At 67.2% G+C, this 25,486-nt stretch carries 20 protein-coding genes; 5 read left to right on the top strand and 15 right to left on the bottom strand.

Annotated elements, in window-relative coordinates:
* Positions 1 to 74: 74 nt before the first annotated feature.
* The 7 genes from AB4Y79_RS08940 to AB4Y79_RS08970 form a co-directional block, all read right to left on the bottom strand.
* Positions 75 to 2,465, bottom strand: a complete 2,391-nt coding sequence (locus AB4Y79_RS08940) for a glycoside hydrolase family 95 protein (protein WP_441860540.1) — start codon at positions 2,463 to 2,465, stop codon at positions 75 to 77.
* Positions 2,466 to 2,509: 44 nt separating this feature from the next.
* Entirely contained in the window at positions 2,510 to 2,974 is a 465-nt protein-coding gene (locus AB4Y79_RS08945; RefSeq protein WP_441860541.1) for a phage tail protein, read from the bottom strand.
* A 71-nt stretch (positions 2,975 to 3,045) separates the two neighbouring features.
* Complete coding sequence (locus AB4Y79_RS08950; protein ID WP_441860543.1) at positions 3,046 to 5,325, bottom strand: family 78 glycoside hydrolase catalytic domain; 2,280 nt, start codon at positions 5,323 to 5,325, stop codon at positions 3,046 to 3,048.
* Positions 5,326 to 5,362: 37 nt separating this feature from the next.
* Positions 5,363 to 6,367 carry an oligopeptide/dipeptide ABC transporter ATP-binding protein gene (locus tag AB4Y79_RS08955; RefSeq protein ID WP_441860545.1) on the bottom strand — a complete coding sequence of 335 codons (1,005 nt, stop codon included), beginning with the start codon at positions 6,365 to 6,367 and terminating at the stop codon, positions 5,363 to 5,365.
* Positions 6,364 to 8,463: a dipeptide/oligopeptide/nickel ABC transporter permease/ATP-binding protein gene (locus tag AB4Y79_RS08960; protein ID WP_441860547.1), complete on the bottom strand. Its 2,100-nt coding sequence runs from the start codon at positions 8,461 to 8,463 to the stop codon at positions 6,364 to 6,366. Before AB4Y79_RS08960 ends, AB4Y79_RS08955 begins: the two co-directional genes overlap by 4 nt.
* Positions 8,460 to 9,413: an ABC transporter permease gene (locus tag AB4Y79_RS08965; RefSeq protein WP_441860549.1), complete on the bottom strand. Its 954-nt coding sequence runs from the start codon at positions 9,411 to 9,413 to the stop codon at positions 8,460 to 8,462. The genes AB4Y79_RS08960 and AB4Y79_RS08965 overlap by 4 nt, the downstream gene beginning before the upstream one ends.
* Before the next feature lie 65 nt (positions 9,414 to 9,478).
* Positions 9,479 to 11,035 (bottom strand): ABC transporter substrate-binding protein, encoded by a 1,557-nt coding sequence (locus tag AB4Y79_RS08970; RefSeq protein WP_441860550.1) that lies wholly within the window; start codon positions 11,033 to 11,035, stop codon positions 9,479 to 9,481.
* 218 nt (positions 11,036 to 11,253) lie between these two features.
* Between AB4Y79_RS08970 and AB4Y79_RS08975 the strand changes: the two genes are divergently transcribed.
* The gene (locus tag AB4Y79_RS08975; RefSeq protein ID WP_441860552.1) at positions 11,254 to 12,513 is read left to right on the top strand and encodes a glycoside hydrolase family 1 protein; all 1,260 of its coding nucleotides are present in this window, start codon (positions 11,254 to 11,256) and stop codon (positions 12,511 to 12,513) included.
* A gap of 195 nt (positions 12,514 to 12,708) precedes the next feature.
* Positions 12,709 to 13,404, top strand: coding sequence for a methyltransferase family protein (locus tag AB4Y79_RS08980; RefSeq protein WP_441860553.1), 696 nt, complete (start codon positions 12,709 to 12,711; stop codon positions 13,402 to 13,404).
* A 6-nt stretch (positions 13,405 to 13,410) separates the two neighbouring features.
* Here AB4Y79_RS08980 and AB4Y79_RS08985 read toward each other — a convergent pair whose 3' ends face one another.
* The 3 genes from AB4Y79_RS08985 to AB4Y79_RS08995 all read right to left on the bottom strand — a co-directional run bounded on the left by AB4Y79_RS08985 (position 13,411) and on the right by AB4Y79_RS08995 (position 16,567).
* Entirely contained in the window at positions 13,411 to 15,579 is a 2,169-nt protein-coding gene (locus AB4Y79_RS08985; protein ID WP_441860554.1) for an amylo-alpha-1,6-glucosidase, read from the bottom strand.
* A 230-nt stretch (positions 15,580 to 15,809) separates the two neighbouring features.
* A complete protein-coding gene (locus AB4Y79_RS08990) occupies positions 15,810 to 16,247 on the bottom strand; it encodes a universal stress protein (protein ID WP_441860555.1) in 438 nt (145 codons plus the stop codon).
* 35 nt (positions 16,248 to 16,282) lie between these two features.
* The gene (locus AB4Y79_RS08995; protein WP_441860557.1) at positions 16,283 to 16,567 is read right to left on the bottom strand and encodes a hypothetical protein; all 285 of its coding nucleotides are present in this window, start codon (positions 16,565 to 16,567) and stop codon (positions 16,283 to 16,285) included.
* Between the two features lie 127 nt (positions 16,568 to 16,694).
* Here AB4Y79_RS08995 and AB4Y79_RS09000 point away from each other — a divergent pair, with 127 nt between their 5' ends.
* Positions 16,695 to 17,117 (top strand): hypothetical protein, encoded by a 423-nt coding sequence (locus AB4Y79_RS09000; protein WP_441860558.1) that lies wholly within the window; start codon positions 16,695 to 16,697, stop codon positions 17,115 to 17,117.
* 49 nt (positions 17,118 to 17,166) lie between these two features.
* A complete protein-coding gene (locus tag AB4Y79_RS09005) occupies positions 17,167 to 18,723 on the top strand; it encodes a carboxylesterase/lipase family protein (RefSeq protein ID WP_441860559.1) in 1,557 nt (518 codons plus the stop codon).
* Here AB4Y79_RS09005 and AB4Y79_RS09010 read toward each other — a convergent pair.
* From AB4Y79_RS09010 to AB4Y79_RS09020, 3 genes are all read right to left on the bottom strand, one after another.
* Positions 18,701 to 19,141 carry an SRPBCC family protein gene (locus AB4Y79_RS09010; RefSeq protein WP_441860560.1) on the bottom strand — a complete coding sequence of 147 codons (441 nt, stop codon included), beginning with the start codon at positions 19,139 to 19,141 and terminating at the stop codon, positions 18,701 to 18,703. The genes AB4Y79_RS09005 and AB4Y79_RS09010 overlap by 23 nt on opposite strands.
* Positions 19,142 to 19,249: 108 nt before the next feature.
* Positions 19,250 to 20,890 (bottom strand): amidohydrolase, encoded by a 1,641-nt coding sequence (locus AB4Y79_RS09015; protein ID WP_441860561.1) that lies wholly within the window; start codon positions 20,888 to 20,890, stop codon positions 19,250 to 19,252.
* Positions 20,880 to 22,334, bottom strand: a complete 1,455-nt coding sequence (locus AB4Y79_RS09020; RefSeq protein WP_441860562.1) for an APC family permease — start codon at positions 22,332 to 22,334, stop codon at positions 20,880 to 20,882. Before AB4Y79_RS09020 ends, AB4Y79_RS09015 begins: the two co-directional genes overlap by 11 nt.
* A gap of 153 nt (positions 22,335 to 22,487) precedes the next feature.
* On the opposite strand from AB4Y79_RS09020, the gene AB4Y79_RS09025 reads away from it, so the two are divergent.
* Positions 22,488 to 23,096, top strand: coding sequence for a TetR/AcrR family transcriptional regulator (locus AB4Y79_RS09025; protein ID WP_441860563.1), 609 nt, complete (start codon positions 22,488 to 22,490; stop codon positions 23,094 to 23,096).
* A 107-nt stretch (positions 23,097 to 23,203) separates the two neighbouring features.
* Here the strand turns inward: AB4Y79_RS09025 and AB4Y79_RS09030 are convergent, their stop codons facing one another.
* Together AB4Y79_RS09030 and AB4Y79_RS09035 are read right to left on the bottom strand one after the other, a co-directional pair.
* Positions 23,204 to 23,695, bottom strand: a complete 492-nt coding sequence (locus tag AB4Y79_RS09030; RefSeq protein WP_441860564.1) for an RpiB/LacA/LacB family sugar-phosphate isomerase — start codon at positions 23,693 to 23,695, stop codon at positions 23,204 to 23,206.
* A complete protein-coding gene (locus tag AB4Y79_RS09035; RefSeq protein WP_441860565.1) occupies positions 23,695 to 25,464 on the bottom strand; it encodes a dihydroxyacetone kinase family protein in 1,770 nt (589 codons plus the stop codon). The genes AB4Y79_RS09030 and AB4Y79_RS09035 overlap by 1 nt, the downstream gene beginning before the upstream one ends.
* Positions 25,465 to 25,486 lie beyond the last annotated feature (22 nt).

Consider the following 25,486-nt stretch of genomic DNA (forward strand, 5'->3'; position numbering starts at 1 on the left):
TTCGCCTGGCCCGACCCAGCGTGTGGCCTTATTTCATTCGTTGAAACGCGTTCCGGGGCCGGCGGCGCGGGCAGCTACGCGAAGTTGCCGCGGCGGAGCTCAACATCCTGGATGCCGGACAGGCGCACGGTGGTCCGGTGGCCGTTCCAGATGACCTCCCGGTGGACGGGCGCGGCAGACCGCAGCACGGCGCTGTCCAGGACGCCCCCGGACCAGCGGATGTCCACCTCGATTCCACCCACAGCCCGCAGGCCAGTCACCGATCCCTCGCGCCATGATTCCGGCAGGGCAGGCAGCAGCCGGATGGCGGCCGGGTCCGACTGGAGCAGCATCTCGGCGATGCCGGCGGTGGCACCGAAGTTCGCATCGATCTGGAACGGCGGGTGGGCGGTGAACAGGTTGGGATAGACCCCGCCGCGCCCGTCGAAGCCCTCCCCCGCCACCCGGAGTGCCAGGGTGAGGCTCTCTTCGGCCTTGGCGGCGTTGCCAAGGCGCGCCCAGAGGGCAATGCGCCAGGCCATGGCCCAGCCCGTGGACTCGGGGCCCCGCAGTTCCAGGGTCCTGGCAGCGGCGGCGGCGAGCGCCGGCGTAGCCTCCGGGTTCCACTGCCGCAGGGGATAGACGGCCGCCAGGTGGGAGGTGTGCCGGTGGTCCGGTGCATGCTCAGTGGCCGGAACCGACCATTCCCGGATTTCTCCCCGGTCACCGATGGCCGGCCGCGGCAAGGCCCGCACCTTGTCCGCGAGTTCCGCCAGCCAGGGTGGTTCTTCCGCCAAGGCTGCGGCAGCGTGCCGGGCCGAATCGAGGAGTCCGCGGAGCAGGGAAACGTCCATGGTGGAGGACCGGCTTACCGAGGCAGGCGCCCCGTCCTGGGCGACGAACTGGTTCTCGGGAGAGGTCGACGGCGACGTGTGCGTTCCGGTGCCCGCGTCCCCGATGATCCAGTCCAGTGCGAAGAGGCACGCGCCTTCGATGGCCGGCCAGGAAGCCCGCAACCGGCCGGCATCCCCGGTGTAGGCGTAGTGCTGCCAGGCTGACTGGACCAGCCAGGTGCCTCCCATGGCCCAGCTGGCCCACATGGAGTCGCCTTCGCTGGCGCCGGCGGCAAACGGGTAGCCCCAGGGATCCGTGTTGTGGTGGACTGCCCATCCCCGCGCACCGTACAGGGCGGCAGCGGCCGGGCCGGTGCGGGCAAGCGTGTCCACCAGCTGCAGCAGTGGTTCGTGGCATTCGGCAAGGTTGGCGGGCAACGCCGGCCAATAGTTCATTTCCGTGTTGATGTTCACGGTGTAGTTGCTGCTCCACGGTGGCGGCAGTTCCTCGTTCCATATGCCTTGGAGGTTGGCCGGGAACCCGCCGGCGCGGGAGGAGGCAATCAACAGGTACCGGCCGTAGTGGAACAGGAGGGAGACCAGGGCGGTGTCGGTCTGGTCCTCTTCGAAGGAACGCACGCGCTCATCTGTTGGCTTCCACGGACCGGAGTCCGGTCCAGGACTCGGCCCGGCTTCGGGGCCGAGTTCCAGCGTGACCCTGCCGTAAAGCTCCGCATGGTCGGCAACGTGGCGCTCGAAAACGGCGTCCGCGGAGTCCTGGAGGACTCGCGCCAGCCGGCCGGTGAGCAATACGGCAAGATCTTCAGGGGAACCCCCAGTGTTCGCGTGCCGGACTGCATGCGAATGATCGAGGACCGTTCCCGTGGCAATGACCAGCCGCACGGAACGTGCGCCCGTGACCGCCAGGACTCCCCCGGTGAGGTCCGTAGCCCCGTCCGTGGCGATGCCGGCATGGACTGCTCCGGCGCGGGAGTCGCCGTCGTAATGGATATGCTCGGCAGTCCGCTCAAAGGCGGGCGCCACGTCGCTGGGCAGCAGCACCCGCAGGCGGATTTCGCTCCCCCACTCATGCTCTGCGGCGTCCTGTCCAAGGGGCCGGATACCGTCGGCGTGCAACCCGATCCGGACGGTGATGGGAGCGTCGGCGGTGATCTCGTGGATGATGACGGCGTCGGGGTGGGAGGCGAAGGTCCGGTGCCGGACCTCGGAGCCATCCACCACGTACCGGTGCCCCGCGGTGCCGGTCCGGAGATCGAGCCACCGGGCGGCCCCGCCGTCAACGGCCGCCGCGGTGCCGGCGACGTCCACTGTCAGGGCCGCAAATGGCAGGTAGGCCTGCGAGTGCGTGCCTTGGAATGCCAGCAGCAGTTCTTCGGCCCGTCGAACGTCCCCGCCTTCCACCGCCGCGCGGACAGCCTGCAAGGTGGCCGGTCCGGCGGATGGATCCAGTGCGGGTGCGGACCGGCTTGTTGGCCCGGACCACGCCGAGCCCTCGTTGAGCTGGAGGCGCTCGCCGCCCACCAGGCCGCGCACCGTGGCCCCTGCGAGTCCATTGCCCACCGGCAGGGACTCGACGAACCGCTCCGCCGGGCCCCGGTACCAGAGCACATGGCCGGGTTCCGGGCCGGGCACTCCGATCGGACCCGCGGAACCGGACAGTGCCCCGCATCCCCCGCTCAGTACTGGCCCTTGATCACAAAGTATGAGCCGCGGATGGTGCCGGCAAGTTTCGACTTCTGGCGGGCAAACTTGAAGCTCGCCGCCAGTTCCTCGGGCACCTCCATACCGTCGGAAAGCTTGAAGCCAACCGCCCGCTTGCCGCCCTCCTCTATGCCGTACATGACGTTGATGGACAGCCCGGACTCGTAGAACACGTACGCCATCCGCAGCCCGTCCACCTCGAAGGAGGACACCTCGAGCGGCTTGGAGGAGATCACCAGGTTCCGCTCGGTGGAGAGGATGTTGTGGACGTAGTCAACCGTCTCCGGCGCCTCGTCCGCGGGGACCACGGTGAAGTCGTGGTCGTATTTGTTCTTGTAATAGCGTGCCTCGTTGGCCCGCAGCCCGGCCAGCGCGTCGGCAACCGGCGACGATTCCAACCCGACGGTGGACACGTTCTTGAAATCCACGGTGTACGGCATGAGTCCTCCTGGGAAGTCTATTCTGCGTACATCGTTGCAGATTCCGGCCCGGGCCGGGTGAAAAATGCGCCCTACTTCACCAAAGCGCCCAGTTCGGCGGTGAAAGAGCCCGTGCCGCCGCCCATGGCATGCCGCGCACCGTCCGGAAGGACGACGTCGGCCGCCACCCCGGCAGGGACGGTCACCTCAAGCCGGAACCCGTCGCCGTCGAGCGTCCATTCCACCCGGACCATCCCGTGCGGGGTCTTCAGCGAGGTCTTGGCCCAGCTGATCCCCTCCCCGGGCTGCGGCTGGATGAGGACCCGGGCGTAGCCGGGCTCCAGCGGCCGGATGCCGCCGATGGCCTTGTGCATCCAGTCGGCCACCGCGCCCAGGGCGTAGTGGTTAAAGCTGGTCATCTCACCGGGGTTGATGGTGCCGTCCGGGAGCATGGAATCCCAGCGTTCCCAGACGGTGGTGGCACCCATGGTCACGGGGTACAGCCAGGACGGGCAGCCTTCCTCCAGCAGCAGCCGGTAGGCCTCGTCCACGTGCCCGGTGTCCGTGAGCGCGTGGGTGATGAACGGCGTCCCGGCGAACCCGGTGGACACCCGGTAGTTGTTGTCCCTGACCAGTTCGGCCAGGCGGTTCCCGGCGAACTCCCGCAGCTCCGGCGTCAGCAGGACATCGAAGGCGATGGCCAGCGCGTAGACGGTGGTGCAGTCGCTGGAGACGGTGCCGTCGGCTGCGACGTAGTGCTCGGCGAAGGCGGTGCGCACCCGGGCGGCGAGCGCCTCGAAGTACGCTTCGTCGTCGTGCTTTCCCAGCAGCCCGGCGGCCTGCGCGGTCAGTCTCGCGGTCCGGTACAGGCAGGCGGTGGCCACCACACCGGTGTCCGCTTTGGCTGCCCACGGCTGGTCCGGCGCGGCGTCGGGGTCCAGCCAGTCGCCGAACTGGAAACCGGAATCCCACAGGCCGTTCGCCGAGAGCAGGCCTTCGACCCGGCCGGTGTGCGAGGCCATCGATGCGTACTGGTTGCGCAGCACGCTGAGGTCCCCGTACGCCTCCCACAGCGCCCACGGCACCCACACCGAGGCCTCGCTCCACAGTGCCGAGGATTCCGGTGACGGGAATTCCGGCGGCTGCGGGCAGTACTTCAGGATGTCCGGCACCGTGATGGGGACCAGCCCGTCTGCGGCCTGCTGCTCCACGGCGAGGTCCAGCAGCCAGTCCTGCAGGAAGCCCTTGACGTCGTACAGGTAGGCGGCGGTGGGGGCGAACACGGCGATGTCACCGGTCCAGCCCAGCCGCTCGTCACGCTGCGGGCAGTCGGTGGGAAGGTCCAGGAAGTTTCCGCGCAGGCCCCAGACGATGTTGCGGTGCAGCTGGTTGACGAGCTCATTGGAGCATTCGAACGTGCCGGTGCGCTCAAGGTCGGAGTGGACCACCACGGCTTCCAGGTCACCTTCGGTGAGGTCGCCCGGCCAGCCGGTGATTTCGGCGTAGCGGAAGCCGTGGAAGGTCTTGGTGGGCTCGAAGGAGTCCTCGCCTCCGGAAAGGATGAACATGTCCGTGGCCTTGGCCGACCGCAACGGCCGGACGCCCAGCTCGCCGTCTTCCAGCACCTCGGCATGCCGCACGGTGATGGCCTGCCCGGCTTCGCCCTGCACCGTGAACCGGAGCCAGCCCACCAGATTCTGGCCGAAGTCCACCAGAGTCTTTCCCGAGGGCGAGGTGAAGATTTCCACGGGACGCACGACGCCGGCCCGCACCACGGGCGGGCCCACCGGCTCAGCCAGCCGGGCGGCGTCGAACGCCAGCTCCCGTACGCCGGTCCAGTCAGTGCCCGGCCCAAAGCCGGGGTCCGCCCAGCCCTTTTGACGGCGGCGGGCGTCGATGGTTTGCCCGTCGTAGAGGTCGTTGAAGGTGGTGGCGGAGGGGCCGGCCTGCCAGGAGGAATCGGAGGCGATGGTCTGGATATGGCCGTCGGCGAACTCGATGTCCAGCTGGCCGAAGAAGCCCAACTCGCTGCCGTACAGGTTGGACAAGCCGTGCCAGGCGAGCCGGCCGCGGTACCAGCCGTTGCCGAGTTCCACACCCAGCACGCTGGTGGGCGTGAGCAGGCAGGTGACGTCGTAGCTGCGGTACCGGAGCCGCCACTCGTAGGAGCTCCAGCCCGGGCTCAGCACGTCCGGCCCCACCGGTGAGCCGTTGATGAACGCCTCATAGACGCCTAAGGCGGTGGCCCGCAGCGTCGCCTTCACAACTGCTCCGCGCCCCTCCTCAAGCGCGAACTCCTTGCGGAGCAGCGGGGCGCCGTCGAAGTCCTGCGCGGGCGAAATCATGGCAGCGAGCCAGGGAGTGGAAGTCATGGAAGGAGGGTCCGTTCTGGAAGTTGAGCAAGGAGGTTCAGGCGTAGTGGCAGGCGACGTCGGCCGTCCCCACCCGGCGCAGCGCCGGCCGTTCGGTCGCGCACAGGTCGGTGGCCAGGGGACAGCGGAGCCGGAAGGGGCAGCCGCCTGGTTCGGGCACCGCAGCGGCCCCGGTACGGACGCCCAGGGATTGGCGGGCTTCGCGACGCGCCGCCTGCTCCGCCGGACGCGGCACCGGGGAGGCGGCCACGAGGGCCTGGGTGAAGGGGTGTCTCGGGTTTTCGGTGACGGCGGCGGCAGGTCCGCTTTCCATGACCTGCCCGCGGTAGAGAACCACCACGCGCTGGGCCAGGAACTGGACCACGGCGATGTCGTGGGCGATGAACAGGTAGCTCAGGCCCCGTTCGTCGCGGAGGTCGGCCAGCAGATTGAGCACTTGGGCCTGGGTGGAGAGGTCCAGGGCACTGACGGCTTCGTCGCAGACCACCAGCTGCGGATCGCAGATGAGGGCACGCGCCACGGAAATGCGCTGGCGCTGGCCGCCGGAGAACTGGCTGGGGTACCGGTCAACGGCGTCGCGCGGCAGGCCCACGCGTTCCAGCATGTCCCCGGCCTTGGCGCGTGCCTCTGCCGCGGACACGCCGCGGAGGCGCAGCGGTTCCGCCAGGGAGGCGCCGATGGTGTTCCGCGGATTCAGCGAGGAGTTGGGGTCCTGGAAGACGGCCCGCAGTTCCCCGCCCAGGGCCCGGCGCTCTGCGGCGCTGGCGGAGGTGATGTCCTTGCCCTGATAGGTGATGGTGCCGCCGGAGACTTTTTGCAGGCCAAGGATTGCCTTGCCGATGGTGGACTTTCCGGAGCCTGACTCCCCCACCAGGCCCACGGTCTCCCCGGGTGCGATGCTGAAGCTGACATGGTCGACGGCGGCAGGAGCCGCGGCGGCCTTCCGGCCCCGGCCGTAGCGGACCACCAGGTCCTTGACCTCCAGCATGGGGGCGGCGGAGGACGGTGTGGAATCGCGGCGTTCGGTGACTGCGGTGCTCATGCCAGGTCCTTTTCGACGATGGTCTGCAAAGTGCGCTGGTTCTGCGTGGGAGTGATCTCCAATGTGCGGGCGGCGGGTACGTCCGTGGCGAGCCAGTCCATGCCTTCGACGGCGAGCTGGTCCGCTTTGACGCACCGCACCACGCCTGTGCCGGCACCCGAGGACAGCAGCGGGACTGGTTCCAGGCAGGCGGAACCGGCGAACTGGCAGCGGGCGGCGAACCGGCAGCCGGTGGGCCAGTCTTTGGGCTGGGGTACCTGCCCTTGAATCGTGGCGAGGCGTTCGGGCATGTCGTTTGCATGGTTGGCGTGCGGGTCTGCGGCAAGCAGGGCCAGGGTGTAGGGGTGCCGGGGATTGTCCAGGATGCTGTCCGTCCTGCCGTGCTCCACCACCTGGCCGGCGTACATGACGGCCACCTGGTCGCAGATGTCCGCCACCACGCCGAGGTCGTGTGTCACCATCACTACGGACATGCCGGTGTCCCTCACCAGGGCGCGCAGCAGGGACAAGATCTCGGCCTGCACCGTGACGTCCAGGGCAGTGGTTGGTTCGTCAGCCACCAGCAGTTTCGGCTGCCCGGCGAGCGCCAGGGCGATGGCCACGCGCTGGGCCATGCCGCCGCTGATCTGGTGCGGGTAAGTCTTCAGGATGCGTGCAGCGTCAACGATCCCCACCTTCGCCAGAAGGTTCCGGGCTTCCTCCCGGGCCTCCGCCCTGCCCATTCCGCGGAGCCGCCCGATGGTGGCGGTGAGCTGGTAGCCCACCGTGAACATGGGATCCAGGGCGCGCATGGGTTCCTGGCTGATCAGGGCGATTTCCCGGCCGCGGACTGCTTCCATGTCCTTGTCCGTGGTGGCGGCAAGGTTCCTGCCGTTCCAGAGGATCTGGCCACCCGTGACGGACACACCGGACGGCAGCAGCCCGAGCACGGACAGTGCGGTCATCGTCTTGCCGCAGCCGGACTCCCCCACCAGGCCCAGGACCGTGCCCTGTTCGACGTCGAAGGAGACATCGGTGACCAGGCGGAGGCCGTTGCCTGCACCAGCACTGTCGACGCCGACGGAGAGGTTCCGGACGCTAAGCGTTCCCTTGGCCGTTTCCCCGGAGGCGGCGGGGGCGGCCGAGGCGATGGCGGCAACTGCCCTGGCGCGCTGGCGCCGGGCAGCGGCGGAGGGCAGGTGCGGGGCGGCAGCGTTGGGTGCCTTGCCCAAGGCGTTGCCGATGGCGTTGGCGGACAGGACAGTCAGCGCCAGCACCGCGCCGGTGGGCACCATCATCCAAGGTGCGTCGTAGACGTGCTGGGAGGCGCCTTGGATCATTCCGCCCCAGCTGGGCTGCGGGATGGGCGGGCCAAATCCGATGAACGCCAGGCCTGCCTGGATGAGCATGCCGACGGCGAAGATCAGCGCCGCCTGGACGACGATTGTGTTGGTCAGGCCGGGCAGCACATGGCGCAGGCTGATGCCCGCGGTACTGACACCGTCCACTTTGGCGGCGTCCACGTACAGCTGCGATTGAAGGGATTTGGCCTGCCCGAGCATCACACGGTAGATGCCGGCCGAGATCAGCAAGCCCAGGATTCCCATGATCATCGGAATATTGGTTCCCACGGCTCCGATCACGGCAAGGATGATCACGGTGCCGGGTAGCGACATCATGATCTCGGTAATGCGGCTGACGGCGTTCTCCACGCGCTCGCCGGCGGCTGCGGCCAGCATCGCAAGGAGGGTTCCGAGTCCGACGGCGACAATCACCGTGATCATTGATGTTCCGAGAGTGCCGGCTGCGGAGGCGAAGATCCGGCTCAGGAGGTCACGGCCCAGTTCATCCGTGCCAAGCCAGTGCGCGGCGGTTGGGCCGGAGAGGACGGCGGTGAAGTCCTGGTCCTCGGTCTTGAACGGCAGCCACAGCGGGGCAGTCAGGGAGGCGGCCACGAGGGCGGCCAGCCAGGCCACCCCTGCGATGCTCCCGGGCGAGCCGAACAGCTTGCTGCCGGTGAACTTCTTCGGCGCGCCTTGGCGACGTGTCTTGCGAAGGTCCGCGGCCGTCGTCGGCTGTTCTTGATCTGCGGGCGCGGGGGCAGCGTTGGGAATCATGAGGCACGCAACTTCGGGTCGAGGAACTTGGTGGCGAGCTCCAGCACCAGGTTCACGGCGACCACCACCACGGTGGCGATCACCACCACGCCCTGCACGGACGGGGCGTCATGGGTGCTGACGGAGTTCTGGACGGCCTGGCCCAGGCCGGGCATGGCGAACAGTTGCTCCGCGATGACCGAACCGCCGAACAGCTGGATGAACTGCAGGGCGATGCCGGCCACAATCGGGAGGCTGGCGTAGCGCAGGGCATGGACGTAGAGGATCTTCCAGGTGGGGGTGGCCGTGGCACGCAGCGTGCGGATGTGTTCCTGCTGCAGGGCTTCGAGCATGGAGGCACGGGTCTGCCGGGCAATGAATGCCCCTCCACCCACAGCCAGGGTGATCACGGGCAACGCCAGGGACAGGGCCCAGTCCTGTGGGGAGGCTTCAAAGGGGACATAGCCGGTCGCCGGGAAGACGGAGGACTGGACTGCCAGCAGGTAGACGAAGATGATGCCGATCCAGAAGGCGGGCAGGGCAACGGCCATGCCTGCCACTCCACCGATGATCCGGTCCACGACGCCGCCGCGGACGGCTGCGGTGACGCCCAGGGCGATGCCCAGGACAGCGCTGAGGATGGTGGCGCCGGCAGCCAGCGAGGCGGTGACGGGCAGCCGGCTGGCGAGGTCGGCGCTGACTGACCGGCCATCGATGAGCGAGACGCCCAGGTCGCCCTGGACCGCGGACCCGAGCCAGGTGAAGAACTGCGTGAACAGCGGATCGTTCCAGCCCATCCGCTGGTTGACCTCGTCGATCGCTTCCTGGGAGGCGCCGGCGCCGAGGGACACCGCCCCGGGGCTGCCCGGCATCGCGTGCACCAGCAGGAATGCCAGTACCGCAACCACCAGCACGGTGGCCAGCGCCATCAGCAGGCGCTTAGTGATGAATAGTGCCATGGTGACCTCCATCGGTCAGGCCCCTCCCGGGCGGCCCTTGCCCTCGTGGACAAGGGCCGCCCGGGACGGTGCGGGTATTAGCTGGCCGGCGTGTAGGACGAGAGGAGCGGGTAGGCGTTGGCGCCCGCGAACTTCACCTGGGCCACCTTCTTGGTGTTGTAGCCCTGGTTCGTGAGGGATTCGTAGAGCGGGATCATCCAACCGGATTCCACCAAGCGGGTGTTCAGCTTGGTCAATGCAGCCTTCCTGGCGGCATCGTCCTTGGCGGCTGCGGCTTCACCTGTCGCAGCGGTCAGCTGGTCATCCGTAGCTTTTTGGACATTCGTGAAACCGTTGAGGACGACGCCGTACATCAGCCCAACCGGGTTGTCCCAACCAAGTGCGGCGTAGCCGAGGGGCGTGGTGGCAACTGCTGCAAAGGCTTCGTCGGTGGAGGCGGCCATCTTGATGTTCATGGTGATGCCGACGGCGGCGAGGTCCTTCTGGACGGCCTGCAGGTCGGTTTGGGTTTCAGCACTGCCAACAATGGTGAACTCAAAGCCGTTGCCGTAGCCGGCCTCCGACAAGAGGCTCTTGGCCTGCTCCGGGTTATAGGCGTACTTGGTCTCAAGGTCCTTGGTGAAGCCGGCCGAATCCTTGGGGAGGGCGTTCCAGGAAGCAATGTCACCCTTGTGCAGCGCATCCACCAGGGCCTGGCGGTTGATGGCGTACTGGAACGCCTGGCGAACCTTCTCCTGTGCGAATGCCGGCGCGGTCTTGCCGATCTTGTCGAAGGAGACCATGGTGTGCACCGTGCCGCCGATCTGGGAAACGCCCAGTCCCTTCGACTTAGCGAAGTCCACCGTGGGCGACGTCAGCATGGCCACGTCCGCCTGGCCGGAAACCAGGGCGTTGGCGCGGGCCTGCGGGTCCTGGACCACGCTGAAAACAACCTTCTTGAAGGCGTACTTGGCAGCGTCAGCGCTCTTATCGTTCTTCACCAAGACGTACTTGTTGCCCTTCATGGTGGAGGGGTCAAGGGTGTAAGGGCCGGAGCCGTCGGGGGTCGCAGCAAGGCTGGAGGTGTCCGTGACACCGTTCTTGCCCACGATCATGCCGGTGGTGGAGGCCAGGTTCTTCTCGAATCCGGGCTGCGGCTTGGCGAAGGTCAGGGCCACCTGGGTAGGGCTGACCACGTCCACGGAGGTGATTTCCTGGGCGCCGCCCTTGGCGACGGCGGAGTAGGCGCTCAGTGCGGGATCGGACCGGCGGTCCAGGTTGGCTTTGACCAGTGCGGCATCCAGTTTGGAGCCGTCGGTGAACGTCACATCGTCCTTGAGGTTCAGCGTCAGGACGGTGTTGTCCGCGTTGTAGCTGAAGTCCTTGGCCAGGCCCGGACCTGCGGAACCGTCCGGCTGAAGGGTCATCAGGCTGTCGTAGAGGCCTTCGAAGAACTGGCGCTGGGCTGCGGAGACGCGCAGCGGGTCGAAACCGAAGGAGGCCGAGTCGCTGTCGATGGCCAGGGTCAGGCTGCTGGTGTCAGCCTTCGCGGCTGTTTGGCTGGACCCGCCGCCGCAGGCGGCCAGGGAACCCATCAGCAGGGCACCGGCCAGAACGGCGGAGCTCGCACGGGCGGTGGAGTTCGGAAGTTTCATGTAGTGCGCCTTTGCATTCTGATGTGACGACGGAGGAACGGTTGTGGGGGCTGGCTGCTCGCCGGCTCCCTTCAAGAATCGGCCGGGGCCACAGGCACCAAACATGACAATGTCATTGATTGAAAAAGTATCGTAGCGGCGGTCACGCCGGGCGACAGGATGGAGGGAAGGCAGCGAAGCCTGGGACGCCTGCGCGCGTCCATCACGAAAGGAACCCCATGACCAAACCGTTCCCCAGCGACTTCCTTTGGGGCGTGGCCACCGCAGGCCACCAAGTGGAAGGCAACAACGTCAACAGCGATACCTGGTTCCTGGAGCACCTGCCCGGGACGATTTTCGCGGAGCCGTCCGGGGATGCCGTGGACCACTACCACCGCTACCGCGAGGACATCGCACTGATCGCCGGCCTCGGCTTCACCAGCTACCGGTTTTCCCTGGAATGGGCCCGGATCGAGCCTGAGGAAGGCCACTTCTCGATGGCTGCCTTGGACCACTACAAGCGGGTGCTGGAGGCCTGCCACGAGCATGGCCTCACCCCGGTGGTCACGTTCCACCATTTCACGTCACCGCTCTGGCTCCTTCGGGTCGGCGGCTGGGAGGGCGACCGGACGCCCGAACTCTTTGCGCGGTATTGCGACCGGGCAATGGCGCACCTTGGCGACCTGATCGGCGTCGCCTGCACGCTGAACGAACCCAACCTCCCCTGGCTGCTGGAATCATTCGGCATCGGCGGGGAAGCACCGGAGAACCGCGGTTCGGTGCCCGTCTGGGCAGCCGCCGCTGAGCGTTTGGGCGTGGATGCCGCCACCATCGCGCCGTTCCAGTTCTGTTCCACGGACGCCGGTTTCACCGTCAAACTGGCTGCGCACCGGGCTGCCATTGCTGCCATCAAGGCCCGCCGCCCCGATCTTCAGGTGGGCTGGACCCTCGCAAACTCCGACATCCAGGCCATCCCGGGTGGCGAAGAGCTTGCGGACCAAGTCCGGCGCGATGTCAACGAGCGCTTCCTCGAGGTATCCAGGGGCGACGACTTTGTGGGCATCCAGACCTACGGCCGCACCGTGTACGGTCCGGACGGCCACGCTCCGGCACCGGAGGGTGTGCCCACCAACCAGATGGGTGAGGAAATCTACCCCCAGGCGCTGGAGGCCACCATCCGTGAGGCCCACAGGATCGCCGGCATCCCGGTGATCGTCACCGAAAACGGCCTGGCCACCGAGGACGATACACAGCGGGTGGCGTACCTGAGGACAGCCGTCGACGGCGTTGCCGCCTGCATCGCGGACGGCATCGACGTCCGCGGGTACATCGCCTGGACCGCGTTCGACAACTTCGAGTGGGTCTTCGGCTACGGTCCCAAGTTCGGCCTGATCGCCGTCGACCGCTCCACCCAGGAACGGACTCCCAAGGAGAGTGCGCGCTGGCTGGGCAGATGCGCCCGGGAGCACGCCAAGGCTGCTGCGCCGCAGCCCGTTTAAGGCGAAAGAAATGGTCCGGACTTCCCAGGGAAGTCCGGACCATTTCGATGTCCGCCGCAGCCGGAGCCGCGGCCGCCTTCGCTAGGCTGGGACGCGCCGCGGACTTTCGCGGCGTCAATGGATTCGGGGGATCTGTGCCGCGGTCGAGCCAGTGGGGCAGGGCGTACTTTGCCGTTCAGGCTGTCGCCGGTCGCCATGGCCGTCTATGCCACGGTGACAACCCAAGCGGGCATCGGCGTGCTGGCCATGAGCGCGGCCACGGCAGGTTCGCTCGCCGCAGTCTGCCTCGTCCTGCTCGGCCGCATTCCCACTGAGTGGATTGTCCGGGGCCCGTTTGCCTTCCGTCCGGCCCGGAAACGCACCAACGCGGGATTCCACGTGGCGGCCACGCTCGGGCAGATTGTGGTGTTCTGGGGTTTCTTTCTGGGGCTGATACCGGCCTGCCTGGCCGTTCTCGAACAGCGCTGGGGGCTAGCAGTGGCCTTTCCCGCATTTGCTGCCCCGGCCGGCGTCGTAACCCTCATCCTTGCCAGCGCGTTGGGGATCTGGTCTGCCGCCGTGATGTCCACCCTCGGGGGCGGAACACCGCTGCCGTCTGCGATGGCCAACCGGTTGGTTATAGCCGGCCCCTACCGCTGGATCCGCAACCCGATGGCGGTGGCGGGCATTGTCCAGGGAGCCGCGGTGGGCCTGATCCTGCAATCGTGGCTGGTCGTGGGATACGCAGTCCTCGGCTCACTGGTGTGGAACTACGCCGTGCGGCCCCTTGAGGAAGCGGACCTCACGGAGCGGTTCGGCGACGAGTTCCGGCAGTACCGCGATTCGGTCCGCTGCTGGATCCCCAGAGTCCCCGGAACCCGCCGAACCCAGTCGGCGGCAGGTTCGCGGTAAGGCTGGTCATGGCCGCCCAGGCTCACTTCCCAGGCCGGCTTGCGCCAACAGTTCTGTCAGCCACGGCCGGTGTTCGCGATGGAACCTTATGCCCTCCGGCAGACCCTGCACCGACGGCTCGGAACCAGTGATATCGATGCTCATCCGGCCCCCGGCAATAGGCGCGTTGGTGATGTGGAGGTCTCCGTAGGCTTCCGGCAGTACCGGGTCCATCCAGAAGCCTCCGCGCGACACATGGGCGTCATACCTCATGAGGCTGGTGATCAACATAATTGGTGTGGTCGCCGCCCACGCCTGCGGCGAGCATGCCGTCGGATACGGGACAGGCTCGCTGACCTGCTCACGGCTGAAGCCGCAAAATAGCTCCGGGAGCCGACCGTTGCAGTAATCGGCTGCTTCCAGGAGGGCGGTGGCAATCCGCTGCGCCTCTTCCACGAAGCCGTATCGCAGCAGGCCTGCAGCGATGATGGCGTTGTCGTGCGGCCACACGGACCCATTGTGGTAGCTGGCGGGGTTGTAGGCCCCCATGTCCGTGGCCAGCGTGCGGATACCCCAGCCGCTGAACATCTCCGGTGACATGAGCCGCTCCGCAACGAGCGGTGCTTTATCGTCATCGACAATGCCGTGCCAGAGGCATTGCCCCATGTTGGAGGCGCAGGCGTCCACCGGACGCTTCCTGCCGTCCAGCGCCATAGCGTAGTAGCCACGGTCAGGCAGCCAGAACTCGTCGTTGAACTTTTTCTTGAGCCGCGCCGCCTCGTCAGTTAGCTGCGCGGCCAGGGGTGCGTCCCCGGCGTCGTATGCCATCCACGCTCGTGACAGCAACGCCGAATAGACCAAAGCCTGCACTTCGCACAGTGCGATGGGAGGCTCCGCCAGCGCGCCGTCGACGAAATTGATGCCGTCCCACGAGTCCTTCCAGCCTTGGTTGATCAGGCCCTGGTCATTGAGCCGGGAGTACTCGACGAATCCGTCGCCGTCTTTGTCGCCATATTCGCGAACCCAGTCCAGCGCCCGGTCCGCGGACGGCAGGAGAGCGGCGATGGTGTCCTTGGCAAAGCCCCAGCGGCTGACCGATCCAAGCGTCATGACGAACTGGGGAGTAGCGTCAACGCTGCCGTAGTACACCGACTTGCCGCCCAGAGCCAGTCCGCTGGAGACACCCAGCCTGACCTCGTGCAGGATCTTCCCGGGTTCCTCCTCGCTCATCGGATCCACCACCTTGCCCTGGCGGTCAGCCAACGTCTGCAACGTTCCAAGGGCGAGGCTGGGGTCCACCGGAAGGGCCATTTCCGAAGCCCAGAGCGAATCACGCCCAAACAGCGTCATGAACCATGGTGCACCGGCGGCGACCACGATCCGATCCGGATGTGCGGGATCTTCGATGCGGAGGGCCCCGAGATCGTCATAGCTGCGGCGGAGCGTACGTTCGATGGAACGGTTTCCCATATGGAGTTTGGGAATTTTCGCAACCCATTCCTGCCGTCTGCGGTCATTCGGGGACACGCCGCGCGCAGCCTCCTCGAAGGGCGGGGCCACCGGTGCAGTGGCGCCGTCGGAAACAGGTACCACGCTCACCAGCGTGCTCCATTCGCCGCGTGGCGGAACAACCACCTGGTACTTGAGGGCATGCGGGGTGGCGATGGCGCCCCGCCCGGTCACGCTGACGGCCTTCAGGACGTCGTGCCACACAGCCCTGATGGTCAGGGAATCATCCAAAGGATGCCGGGATTCCTCCCAGTGGCGCTGGACCCGCGCCTCTTTTACTTCGAAGAGATCCGCGAAGTCGGCTTCAACGCTGATGGAAATGTTGCACTCGACGGCGTCAGCGGAGTAATTCCTGAGGGTGATCTCCTCGAAGATTCCGGCCGTCACTTCCCGCAGCCGCTCCACGATCAGGGGGCTGTCGGCGTACCCGTCCGAGCGCGGAACACGGCCGATGAACAGTGCCCGGTAGGGCTCCTTAGTCTCCGCCGTCAGCGGCTCAAGGGGCTGGTCATTCACCGTCAGGTTCCAGCGCGACAGGATCCGTGTGTCCTCGTGGAAAGCGCCGTGGGGATGTTCGGGATGAATGTCTCCATTGGCCAGGGAAATACAGAAGCACGATCCCTCCACCAGGGTGACGTTTCCGGCACCAACAGGTCCGGCAGCAGTATCAGCATTCCATCCAGCCATGCCCGCTCCTTCAACGGCCCAAGACCGAGGCGGCAACCCGACACCCGGATCCTGCCTCGGGCGGAGTGCTGCCTGCCTGCTGGATAGACGCTACGCCTAAGGCAGCCTGGACGAAAGGCTCCGGGCGCAGGTCCTTCGGCGCCTGGTGGAACAACCCGGCGGCTCGGTCCCAGTCCGCCCAAGTCGTCGGCCGGAACCTGCGCCAGAATGCCCGGAACCCGCCGGGCGTCCTAGTCGACGCCCGGTTCGCGGATGACCAGCACCGGGCAGTGCGCGTGGTGGATGGTCTGGTGCGAAACGGAGCCAAGCATCATTCCGCTGAATCCGCCGTGGCCGCGCGAGCCCACCGCTATGAGGTCGGCGTCCTTGGACGCCTCGATGAGCGCCGAGGCCGGGTTGCCCTCCACGATGCGGCCGGTGATGGCCACGTCCTGGTCCTTGACGCGTTCCAGCTCCGCCTCCAGGATGGCCTGGGCGTCTTTCTGGAAGATCTCGTAATCCCAGGCAGTGCCGAGGGCATCGCTGACGTAGGGGAAGTTCCAGGCGGTCACTGCCTGCACCTCGCCCTTCCGGAGCCTGGCTTCCTGCACTGCCCAGTCCATTGCCGCCCGGGACTGCTCCGATCCGTCCGCCCCCACCACGATCTTGTACTTTCCGTTACCGGCCATGGCTCCCCGTTTCCGCTTAAGAATTCCCGGCTTGGTCAGCCCTGGCCGGTTGTGGCGCCTTGGGCCTGAACGGCCACGGTCGAGTGCTCGGCTTTGGCGGCCTGATGCGGATTTCCCGCCTCCTTGGCACAGTGCAGGCAGCAGTAGATGCCTGCTTCACTCTCCACCGGATGACCCAGGATCCGGCAGCCGCAGTGCTCACAGGCGGGAGCCATCATGTGGATTGCACACTCAAAGCTGTCGAACGTGCCGGTCTGGTTGCCCATACTGACGGTGAACATGCGGCCCTCGCTGCTGCCGCAGACATCGCACGCGCCCATGGTCCCTGCCTCCTGTTTATTGCTGCCTGCTCCGGACACTCAAGTTGACCGCGTCCAGGCATTACCTGCCTAGGGGCGAAGGTCCTCCGGCAGCTAGAGGTGGCGGAGGTAGCGTTCGGGCGAGTCCATGGACCTTTGGCAGTTCGCCACGAGCTCCAGCTCCGCCCAGGACCGGACACGAGGCTCACCCATCCAGCCCGGCTTCCGCTCCGAAGTCCAGAGGAAGAAGTGCACTAAAGGCTTGGACGGGACGATGGATGCCGTGGACCAGCAAGCCCTGACCGGGGCTGTCATTAAAGAACACGGGCTGGATATCGGGCAGCTGTGGCTCGAGTTCGTGGGGCTGGGCGGGGACGCCTCCGAGCAGCTCATCCGTGACTACTGCGCCGGCGAGGCCACCCTGTCGGCGAAAGAGCGGGACGCCTTGGCGTTGGCCGTGAATGAGCGCTGCGCAGCCGAGGGCCTGCCGCTCCGGGCACCACTGAGCAGTTCCGCCGTGCTCCTCCTGCGCACCCCGAAGGACTCCCAGTCGGGAGGCCCGCACGGCTAAGCAGCGGGGAGGCCGCCCCGGGCCGGGGCCACGACGTAATCTGTCAACCATGACCATCCTCTCCACCCCCTGCGGTTCCATCCGCGGCAGCTCCCTTGGAACCGGCGGGACCACCGTCCACCGGTTCCTTGGCATCCCGTACGCCGGGCCGCCGTCGGGCGCCAACCGATTCCGGCCGCCGGTGCCCGTGGCGCCGTGGGGTGGGGTCCTGGACTGCACCGCCGCCGGGCCCGCGGCACCGCAGAACCCTGAGTCCCCGGCGCCTCCGGGCTCCGTGCCCCGGACCTGGAGCGAGGACGCCTGCCTCAACCTGAACGTCTGGACGCCGGAGACGGACGGACCGGCAAAACCCGTGATGGTATGGATCCACGGCGGCGCCTACCTCATGGGCGCCAACAGTGATGCAATGTACGACGGCGCCCGGCTCGTCGCAGCGGCGGGCGCGGTGGTGGTGTCCATCAATTACCGGCTGGGCGCGCTGGGCTTCCTGCACCTGGCAGACCTGCTCGGTGACCGGTACGGGGATTCGTCCAACCTGGCCCTGCTGGACCAGCTGGAGGCCCTGCGCTGGGTCCGCCGCAACATCGGCGCCTTTGGCGGCGACCCGGGAAACGTGACCATCTTCGGCGAGTCGGCAGGTGCCGCGGCAATCGGCACCCTGCTGGGCATGCCGGCGTCGGAAGGGCTCTTCCACCGGGCCATCATGCAAAGCGGAACGGCCGAGCGGTACCGCCAACCGGAGGAATCCTCGAAGGTCAGCTCCGCGTTCCTGGAGCTGTGCGGACTCTCCCCCTCCTGCGCCGCGGAACTCCTCACGCTCCCGGTGGGACAGCTGCTGGCCGCACAAAAAGACCTTGACAAGCGCGCCGCCGCGGAGTCCTGGGCGGTCCCGCTGCCCTTCCAGCCCACGGTGGGGACCCCGTCGTTGCCGGAGCCACCGCTGGACAGCATCCGGAACGGGGTGAACAGCGGCGTTGACCTGCTGGTCGGAACCAACCTCAACGAGGGCTCTTTTGCGGTGGAGATGCGCCCACCCTCTCCCGCCGATCCCGGCTACCCGGAGCGTGCCGCCGCTGTCCTGGCCGGCGCCGGGGTTCCTGCCGGCCACGCCGCCGGCTACGCGGAGGCACTCGGCCGGCTGTTGGGCAGGGAACCGGCAGGCAAGGAACTCCTGGAAGCGGCCATTGCCGATTCCGTGTACCGGCAGCCCAGCAACCGGCTCCTGGCGGCACGCCACGCAGCTGCGCACGCCGGAACCGCCGGGAAGAACTTTGCCTACCTGTTCACGTGGCGCAGCCCGGCCATGGGCGGCAAGCTCGGCGCCTGCCATGCGCTGGAGATCCCGTTCGTTTTCCGCCACCTGGACGCGCCGGAGGCGGCCTTCCTTACCCGGGGCAGGGCACCGCAGCAGCTCAGCGATGCGATGAGCGGGGCATGGGCGGCCTTTGCGCGGACGGGATCACCGGGCACGGCACAGCTCGTGTGGCCCGAGTACGGGCACGGACGCAGCACCATGGTGCTCGACGACGAGCCGCGCCTTGAGACGGACCCGCGCGGCGGGATCCGCGCGTTTTTTGAGGCCGTCAGCCCGCTGCCAGCGAGTTAAGCGTGTCCCGGATCCCGTTCAAGGCGGGGTCCCGCAGTGAATTGAAAGCGGGTTTCAGCAGCGGCTGGATGATCTTGGCCGGTCCGTGGATGCTGAACTCGGCCGTGTACTTGACCACCGAGCCGGTCCCGCTGGGGCTCACGTCGATGGAATCAAACGAGGTGACGGTCTTGTTCTCGCCCCGGAGCTTGATGTGGTTTTCCGACAGTTCGATGACCTCGTAGGTCAGGGCCTGGCGTTTGCCGCGGAACTCGGATTCGGCGTGGTACTTGTGCCCCACCGCCACCGGTCCAGGCGTGATCTTGTCCATGACGGGGGTGTTGGGGTCCCATTTGCTGGTGTTCTCGAACTCGCTCAGGAAGGCGAAGGCCTTTTCCGGGGACAGGTTGGTTTCCACACTTCCGGTGACTGTGATCATCACCCCAGTGTAGGAGTACCCCGGAGCCGGGCGGCAGCCATTTCCGGCCCCGGTTTCCGGCGGCCCGCCCCCTGCGAGCGGGGGCGGGTGCCGCACTGCGGTGGTCCGTTACCCCGCGACTCCGACGGCGAGATGCCGGAACTGACCTTCCAGCATAGTGGCCAATACGCGGGCCGCTGCCAGGTCATCCGGCGCCGCACACAACGGATCAACGTCGAAAACGGTGAAATCGGCACGTTTGCCAACAGTTATCGAACCCGACGCCGCCCATTCCCCTGCAGCTTTGGCGGCATGGGAGGTATATCCTTCCAGCGCCTGGCGGGCGCTGAGGGCCTGGGCGGGGCTAATCGGTTGTTCCTCCGGATGGCCGGACCGCCGTCGCAGCTGGGCGTCCGCGAGGATCGGCAGGGGTTCGAACGGGGCCACAGGCCAATCGGAGCCCAGCGCGAGCGTTACGCCGGCCGACCGGAGGTCGGCGGACCGCCATCCGCGGTCAGCCCGTTGTTTCCCCAGCCGGGTTGACCAGTTGTCCGTCTGGTCTGCCCGCGAGTAGTGGGTGCAATGGCTGGGCTGCATGCTGGCGATCAGGCCGGACCTGGCGAATCTTTCGATAAGTTCGTCCGGAACCGTTTCGATGTGCTCAATCCGGTGTGGCGCCCGGGGCAGGTCCGCCGGGAGGCCCTCGAAAGCGGCCAGCACGGCCGCTACCCCTGCGTCACCGATGGCATGGGTCGCGGTGGGGATGCCCCGGCCGGCGAAAAACCTGATGGCCCGGTTGTACTCCTCCGGGCTGGGCCAGAAGGGGACAATGGACTGGCCGTGGCTGTCGGGCTCGAAAAGCCACGCTGTGCCGTTGTCCACCGTGCCGTCAACAAACAGCTTGATCCCGGCCACTTCCCACCGGGCGCCGCGCGCAGTCGCGACCTGCGCGGCCAGCCGCTGCCACTCAGCCTCGTCGCTGCCCGGCATGCACCAGGGCGAAACCCGGACGCGCAGTGGAAGCCCGCGCCCGGTGCCGGCGAGATCCTGTTCCAGGGCGGCCAGGAGTTCGAGGGTTCCTTCCCCGCAGTCCATGACATGGATGCCCGTCAGGCCCGCCCGGGAGTACGACTCAAAGAGCCCGCCCAACCGGCGTTTCCGTTCCTGGAAGGTCTCCTGGGGCATGTGTTTTAGGACCAGGTCCAGGGCCGCGGCCTCGAGCAGGAGCCCGGTGGGTGTGCCCTTGCCGTCGCACACCACCTCCGCAGCCTGGTCGAAGTGCCGGGGCCCGGTGATTCCGGCGAGCTCAAGCGCAGCCGTGCTGGCCAGGGCGGAATGGGCATCGAACAGCCGGATCAGGGCCGGGCGGCCGGCCACGACGTCGTCCATCAGCTCCCGGTGCACCGGTACCGAGCCGAAAGCATTTGGATCCAGCCCCCACCCGCGGACCCATTCCCCTGCCGGGGTCGCTTCCGCTTCCGCCCGCAGGATTGCCCGGACGGCGGCGAGGTCGGTAATGCCGGAGAGGTCGCAGCCACGTGTCATGTCCAGGCCCATGACTGGATGGACGTGGCAGTCCACCAGGCCGGGTGTGAGGACCGCGTCGCCGAAATCGACGATTTCGGCCGGACCCCAGGACTGCGCATCCTGCCGGGTTCCGAGTGCAGATATCCGCCCACCTCGGACGGCTACCGCCTGCGGGGCAAGGCTGCCGGGCTCCCCGTCCAGGGTATGCACCGTGCCGGCCAGGATGATCAGGTCAGGATTCATGTTCTTCAAAGCTTCCAATTCGGTCGAAGGTGGCAGGACGACGGCGGCGCACCCACCGGGCGGCCAGCAGTCCCGCGGCGAACACCACCGGCGTGACCAGGATCAGGACGGTGTTGGTCAGGGCGTCAGCGGCAGTAAGGAGTTCAATGTTCAGTGCGATGAGCAGGACCACGCCGAAGAGCAGGATGGCCGAGACAAGGCTGAGCGGCGCCAGCACTTTGTTGGCAGCATCGGGGTTGCGGCGGAGGTAGAGGAACGCGGCCACGGAGACCAGGCCCTGCAGACCCACGATTCCGAAGATCCCCGGAGTGTTTACCCAGATCAGGAGCTGCTGGTAGGGGTCTGCGTTGAGGATGGCGCAGATGGTGATCACCACAGCGGCCAGCAGGGTCTGCAGCTGCCCGGCGCGGTGCGGGGACCGGAACCGGTGGTGAGTGCGGCCAAGGAAGGCCGGCAGCACACCGTCCTTGGCGAGCATGTAGACATACCGGTTGATGGCGTTGTGGAAGGCCAGCTGTGACGCGTAGACGCTGGTCACGATCAGCACATACATGGCGGTTTCGGCCCACGGCCCCACGTACTGGCCGATGGTCTGGAAGAACATTCCGCCGGACAGCTCCCCTGCGGCTTCAACCACCTTGTCGTCGCCGAAGGCCTGGATGACTGCCCAGACGATGAAGGCATAGAAGACCGACATGAATGCCACCGCGATATACATGGCCCGCGGGACGGATTTGTCCGGGTTGCGGGCTTCAGAGCGGTAGAGAACTGTGGATTCGAAACCCATGAAGGCGGCGAAGCAGATGCCCAGGATCGCCAGGACGCCCGGCCCAAAGGCCTGCCCGGGGTTGAAGGACTCCATGCTGATACCGTGCGCGCCTCCGCTGCCGAGGATGCCCGCACCCATCACGGCGAGGATACCGGTCTCCGCGACCAGGAGAACGCCGAGAACCTTGGCGCCGACGTCGATCCCCCGGTATCCAAGGAACCAGACGGCCACGACGGCGGCAAGGGCTACAGCGGGCCAGGGAACGTCCAGTCCAAAGAGGACTTGCAGCATGTCGTGCGTCTGTACGGCGAAGAGTCCATAGACGCCGATCTGGAGGCAGTTGTAGGAGACGATCGCCAGGATGGCGGACGCCAGCCCCACGGTCTTCCCCAGCGAAATGGAAATGTAGGTGTAGAAGCCGCCGGAGGCTTTGACATGGCGGGTCATTGCCATGAATCCGATGGCGAAGAGGGTCAGCACGATGCCCGCCAGGAGGTAACCGGAAGGGGCGCCGATGCCCGCGACTCCGATCGCCACCGGGGCAACGCCTGCCATCACTGTCAGGGGCGCCGCCGCCGAGATCACCAGGAAGGCGATGCCTCCGGTACCCAGGGCGTTGCGTTTGAGTGCGCCGTCTGCGGACGGCGTCTTTGGTCTGGTTTTGGTCTCAGGCACAGCTCGGTCCTTTCCTGGAGCCCACTTAAACGAAAGGCTTTCGTTTAGTATGGGACCAAGTAGTGCAGAGCACAACAGTTTTTTAGGAACGGGGAATTTATGTCGTGCCGCTAGGCTGGATCCGATGTCCGAGAGCTGCAGTCAGGAGAACCGATGGGCCGCCCGCCCCTCCCGTTGATTTCCGTGGAGGCCCTGACGACGGCCGCGCTGGAACTGGTCGATCAGAGCGGGGATTTCAGCTTTCCCAAGCTGGCCAGGAAGATCGGCGTCAGCCAGTCCTCGATTTACAACCACGTCAGTGGGCGGGACGAGATCCTGGAGCTGCTGAGGCACCGGATCATCACCGAGGAGCCATATCCCCCTGTGCACCACCAGGACTGGGAAGCCGCCCTGCGGGTCCTTATCCGCGCCTACCGGAACGCTTTTGCGCGGCATCCGCGGCTGGCACCACTCCTGGTGCTGCAGTCCATCACCGACCCCGAGGTCATTGGGCTGTATGAGGACCTGGCGCTTGCGCTGGAGGCTGCCGGGTTCCGGGGCAGGGATGTAGTGTCGGCCATTTCCACGATCGACAGCTTTGCGCTGGGCGCCGCACTGGACCTGGCGGCTCCCGAAGTTGTCTGGGATCCGCCTGCCGAAGGCTATCCCACGCTGAAGCGCGCCCTCAGCCATGCAGGCCCGTCTACGGAGCGCGGAAGCCATGCCTTTGAGTTCGGGCTCGACGTCATCATCGGAGGACTGCGGGCAAAACTGGCTGGCTGAGCCAAACACTTCAAGGCCGGTGACGCTGCCCAGCGCACGGCGGCGGGACCTGCAACTGGACGGCAGCCATTTTGAAGCACAGCATGTTCCCTCTTGCAGGCCGCGTGCTAGCAGGACTCGAAGTCGGTGAGGACCTTCACCTTGTCAGCCGAGGCCGACGCCGGATCGAATGTGTAGCCGATCCATTCCTTTGCGAGCCGCCTGGCGAGTTCGATCCCCACCACGCGCTGGCCCATGGTGAGTACCTGGCAGTCGTTGGACAGGATCGAGCGCTCCACGGAGAAGGAGTCGTGCGCGGCGGTGGCGCGGATGCCTTCCACCTTGTTCGCGGCGATCGCCACGCCGATTCCGGTACCGCAGAACAGGATGGCCCGGTCCGCGGCACCGTCCCGGATCATCTCGCCGGCAGTGATGCCCACGTAAGGGTAGGGCCTGGTGAAGTCGTCCGGGGCGTCACTTCGGTTGACCCCGATGTCGATGACCTCGCTGACCCGCGGATCCTGCCGCAGGTCCGCCAGCACCTTGTCCTTGTAGTCGACGCCCGCTTCATCCGCGCCGACGATGAGCCGCAGCCCCATGGCGTTTCCTTCCGTTGTCATTACTCAGCGGCCGCCGCTGCAGCGGTGGTTTTGAGGGTCCCCCCGGATCCGGCTCCGCCGGTGAAGTGCGGTCCCATGACGGCGAAGGCCATGGCCAGGGAGGTCGCGCCGGGATCCGCCGTGCCCAGGCTCTTTTCCGCAAGGGGGCGGGCCCGGCCCTTGAGGGGAAGGAGGTCCGCGGTGGCTTCCGCCGCGGCCGCCGCCTCACGTGCCGCCTCCTGCCATGCCCGGCCCGGTTCCACGCCATAAGCCACCGCGCGGCTGAACCCGGCGACAAAGGGCAGCAGGGCGTCCACCATGGTCTTGTCCCCTGTTTCGGCCTTGCCCAGCTGGATGATCCGGTCAGCGAATGCGGTCACGCATGCGGCCAGGGCGCTGGGTGCGGGCGCGGAGGAGTTACCCAGCGTCTCGCCAAATGCCCGCAATCCAGCTCCCCACAGGACGCCGGAGGTTCCACCCGCCTTGTCCGCCCAGGCATCTCCGGCTGCCGCCAGCACATCACCTGCACCGGCCCCGCGGGCCAGTGCAGCTGACGCGGCCGCGGCGGCCGCGTCCACGCCGCGCACCATGCCGCGGCCGTGGTCGCCGTCACCGGCAACCGCATCCATCCTGCCCAGCCGCTCCTCGGCGTCGTGCAGCGACGAACGGGCGGCGGCGATGGCCGCAACGCAGGCGCGGGCGTACTCGCGGGAGGACTCTGAGGCGACGAACGCGTCCTGGTCTGCGCCGTCGTCGTACGTTTCCTCAACGCCCCGGGCCCCGGCCTCCAGGGCGGCGTTGCCACGGCGGTAGGCGGGCGTCTCCGCAGGGGCGGCCCACAGCGGCTCCAGCTCCTCATCCAGCCAGGTGACGGTCAGCGAGACGCCCGCCATATCCAGGCTGGTGACCAGCTCGCCAACTTCAGGCATCACCAGTGTGTAGCCGGCTGCGCGCAGCAGCGGTGCCACGGTGCCCCAGAGGACGAAGAGCTCCTCGTGCTTGGTGCAGCCGAGGCCGTTGAGGATGACGGCGATCCGTTTGCCGGCGTTGGCCGGCGTTTCCGCGAGCACCCGGGACACCAGTTCCTCGCCCAGGTCCTTGGCCGACGGCAGGGCCGTGTCATGCAGGCCGGGTTCGCCGTGGATGCCAAGGCCCAGGCCCATCTGCCCTTCGGGAAGGGTGAACAGCGGTGATTCGGCGCCCGGAAAGGTGCAGCCGGCGAACGCGCTGCCGATGGTGCGGGTGAGCTCGTTGGCCTTGCGGCCCAGGCGGACCACCTCGGCCAGGTCCGCGCCGTTCTCGGCTGCGGCGCCCATGACCTTGAAGACCGTGAAGTCACCGGCGATTCCGCGGCGCTTGGCGGATTCCGACGGCGGTGCGCTGGCGATGTCGTCAGTGACCAGGACGTTCTCGACGGCGATGCCCTCGGCAGCCAGCCGTTCGCTGGCCATGCCGAAGTTCATCACGTCGCCGGCGTAGTTGCCGTAGGTGAAGACGACGCCGGCGCCGGACTCGGCGGCCTTGGCCACCGAGTAGGCCTGCTGGGCCGAGGGGGAGGTGAAGATGTTGCCCACCACGGCGCCGTCGGCGAAGCCGGTGCCGATCAGCCCGGCGAACGCCGGGTAGTGGCCGGAGCCGCCGCCGGCCAGGACGGCAACCTTGGGCTGCACCGGCCGGTAGCGGCGGACGGCGCCGCCGGAAACCTGCCGGACCAGGTCCGAGTGGACGTCGCAGAACCCGGCGAGGGCTTCCTCGGCGAAGTCCGAGGGGTCGTTGAAGATCTTTGTCATGGTGGGGTTCTCCGGCGTCCGG

Source organism: Pseudarthrobacter sp. YAF2 (genome assembly GCF_052113345.1).
Classification (GTDB): domain Bacteria; phylum Actinomycetota; class Actinomycetes; order Actinomycetales; family Micrococcaceae; genus Arthrobacter.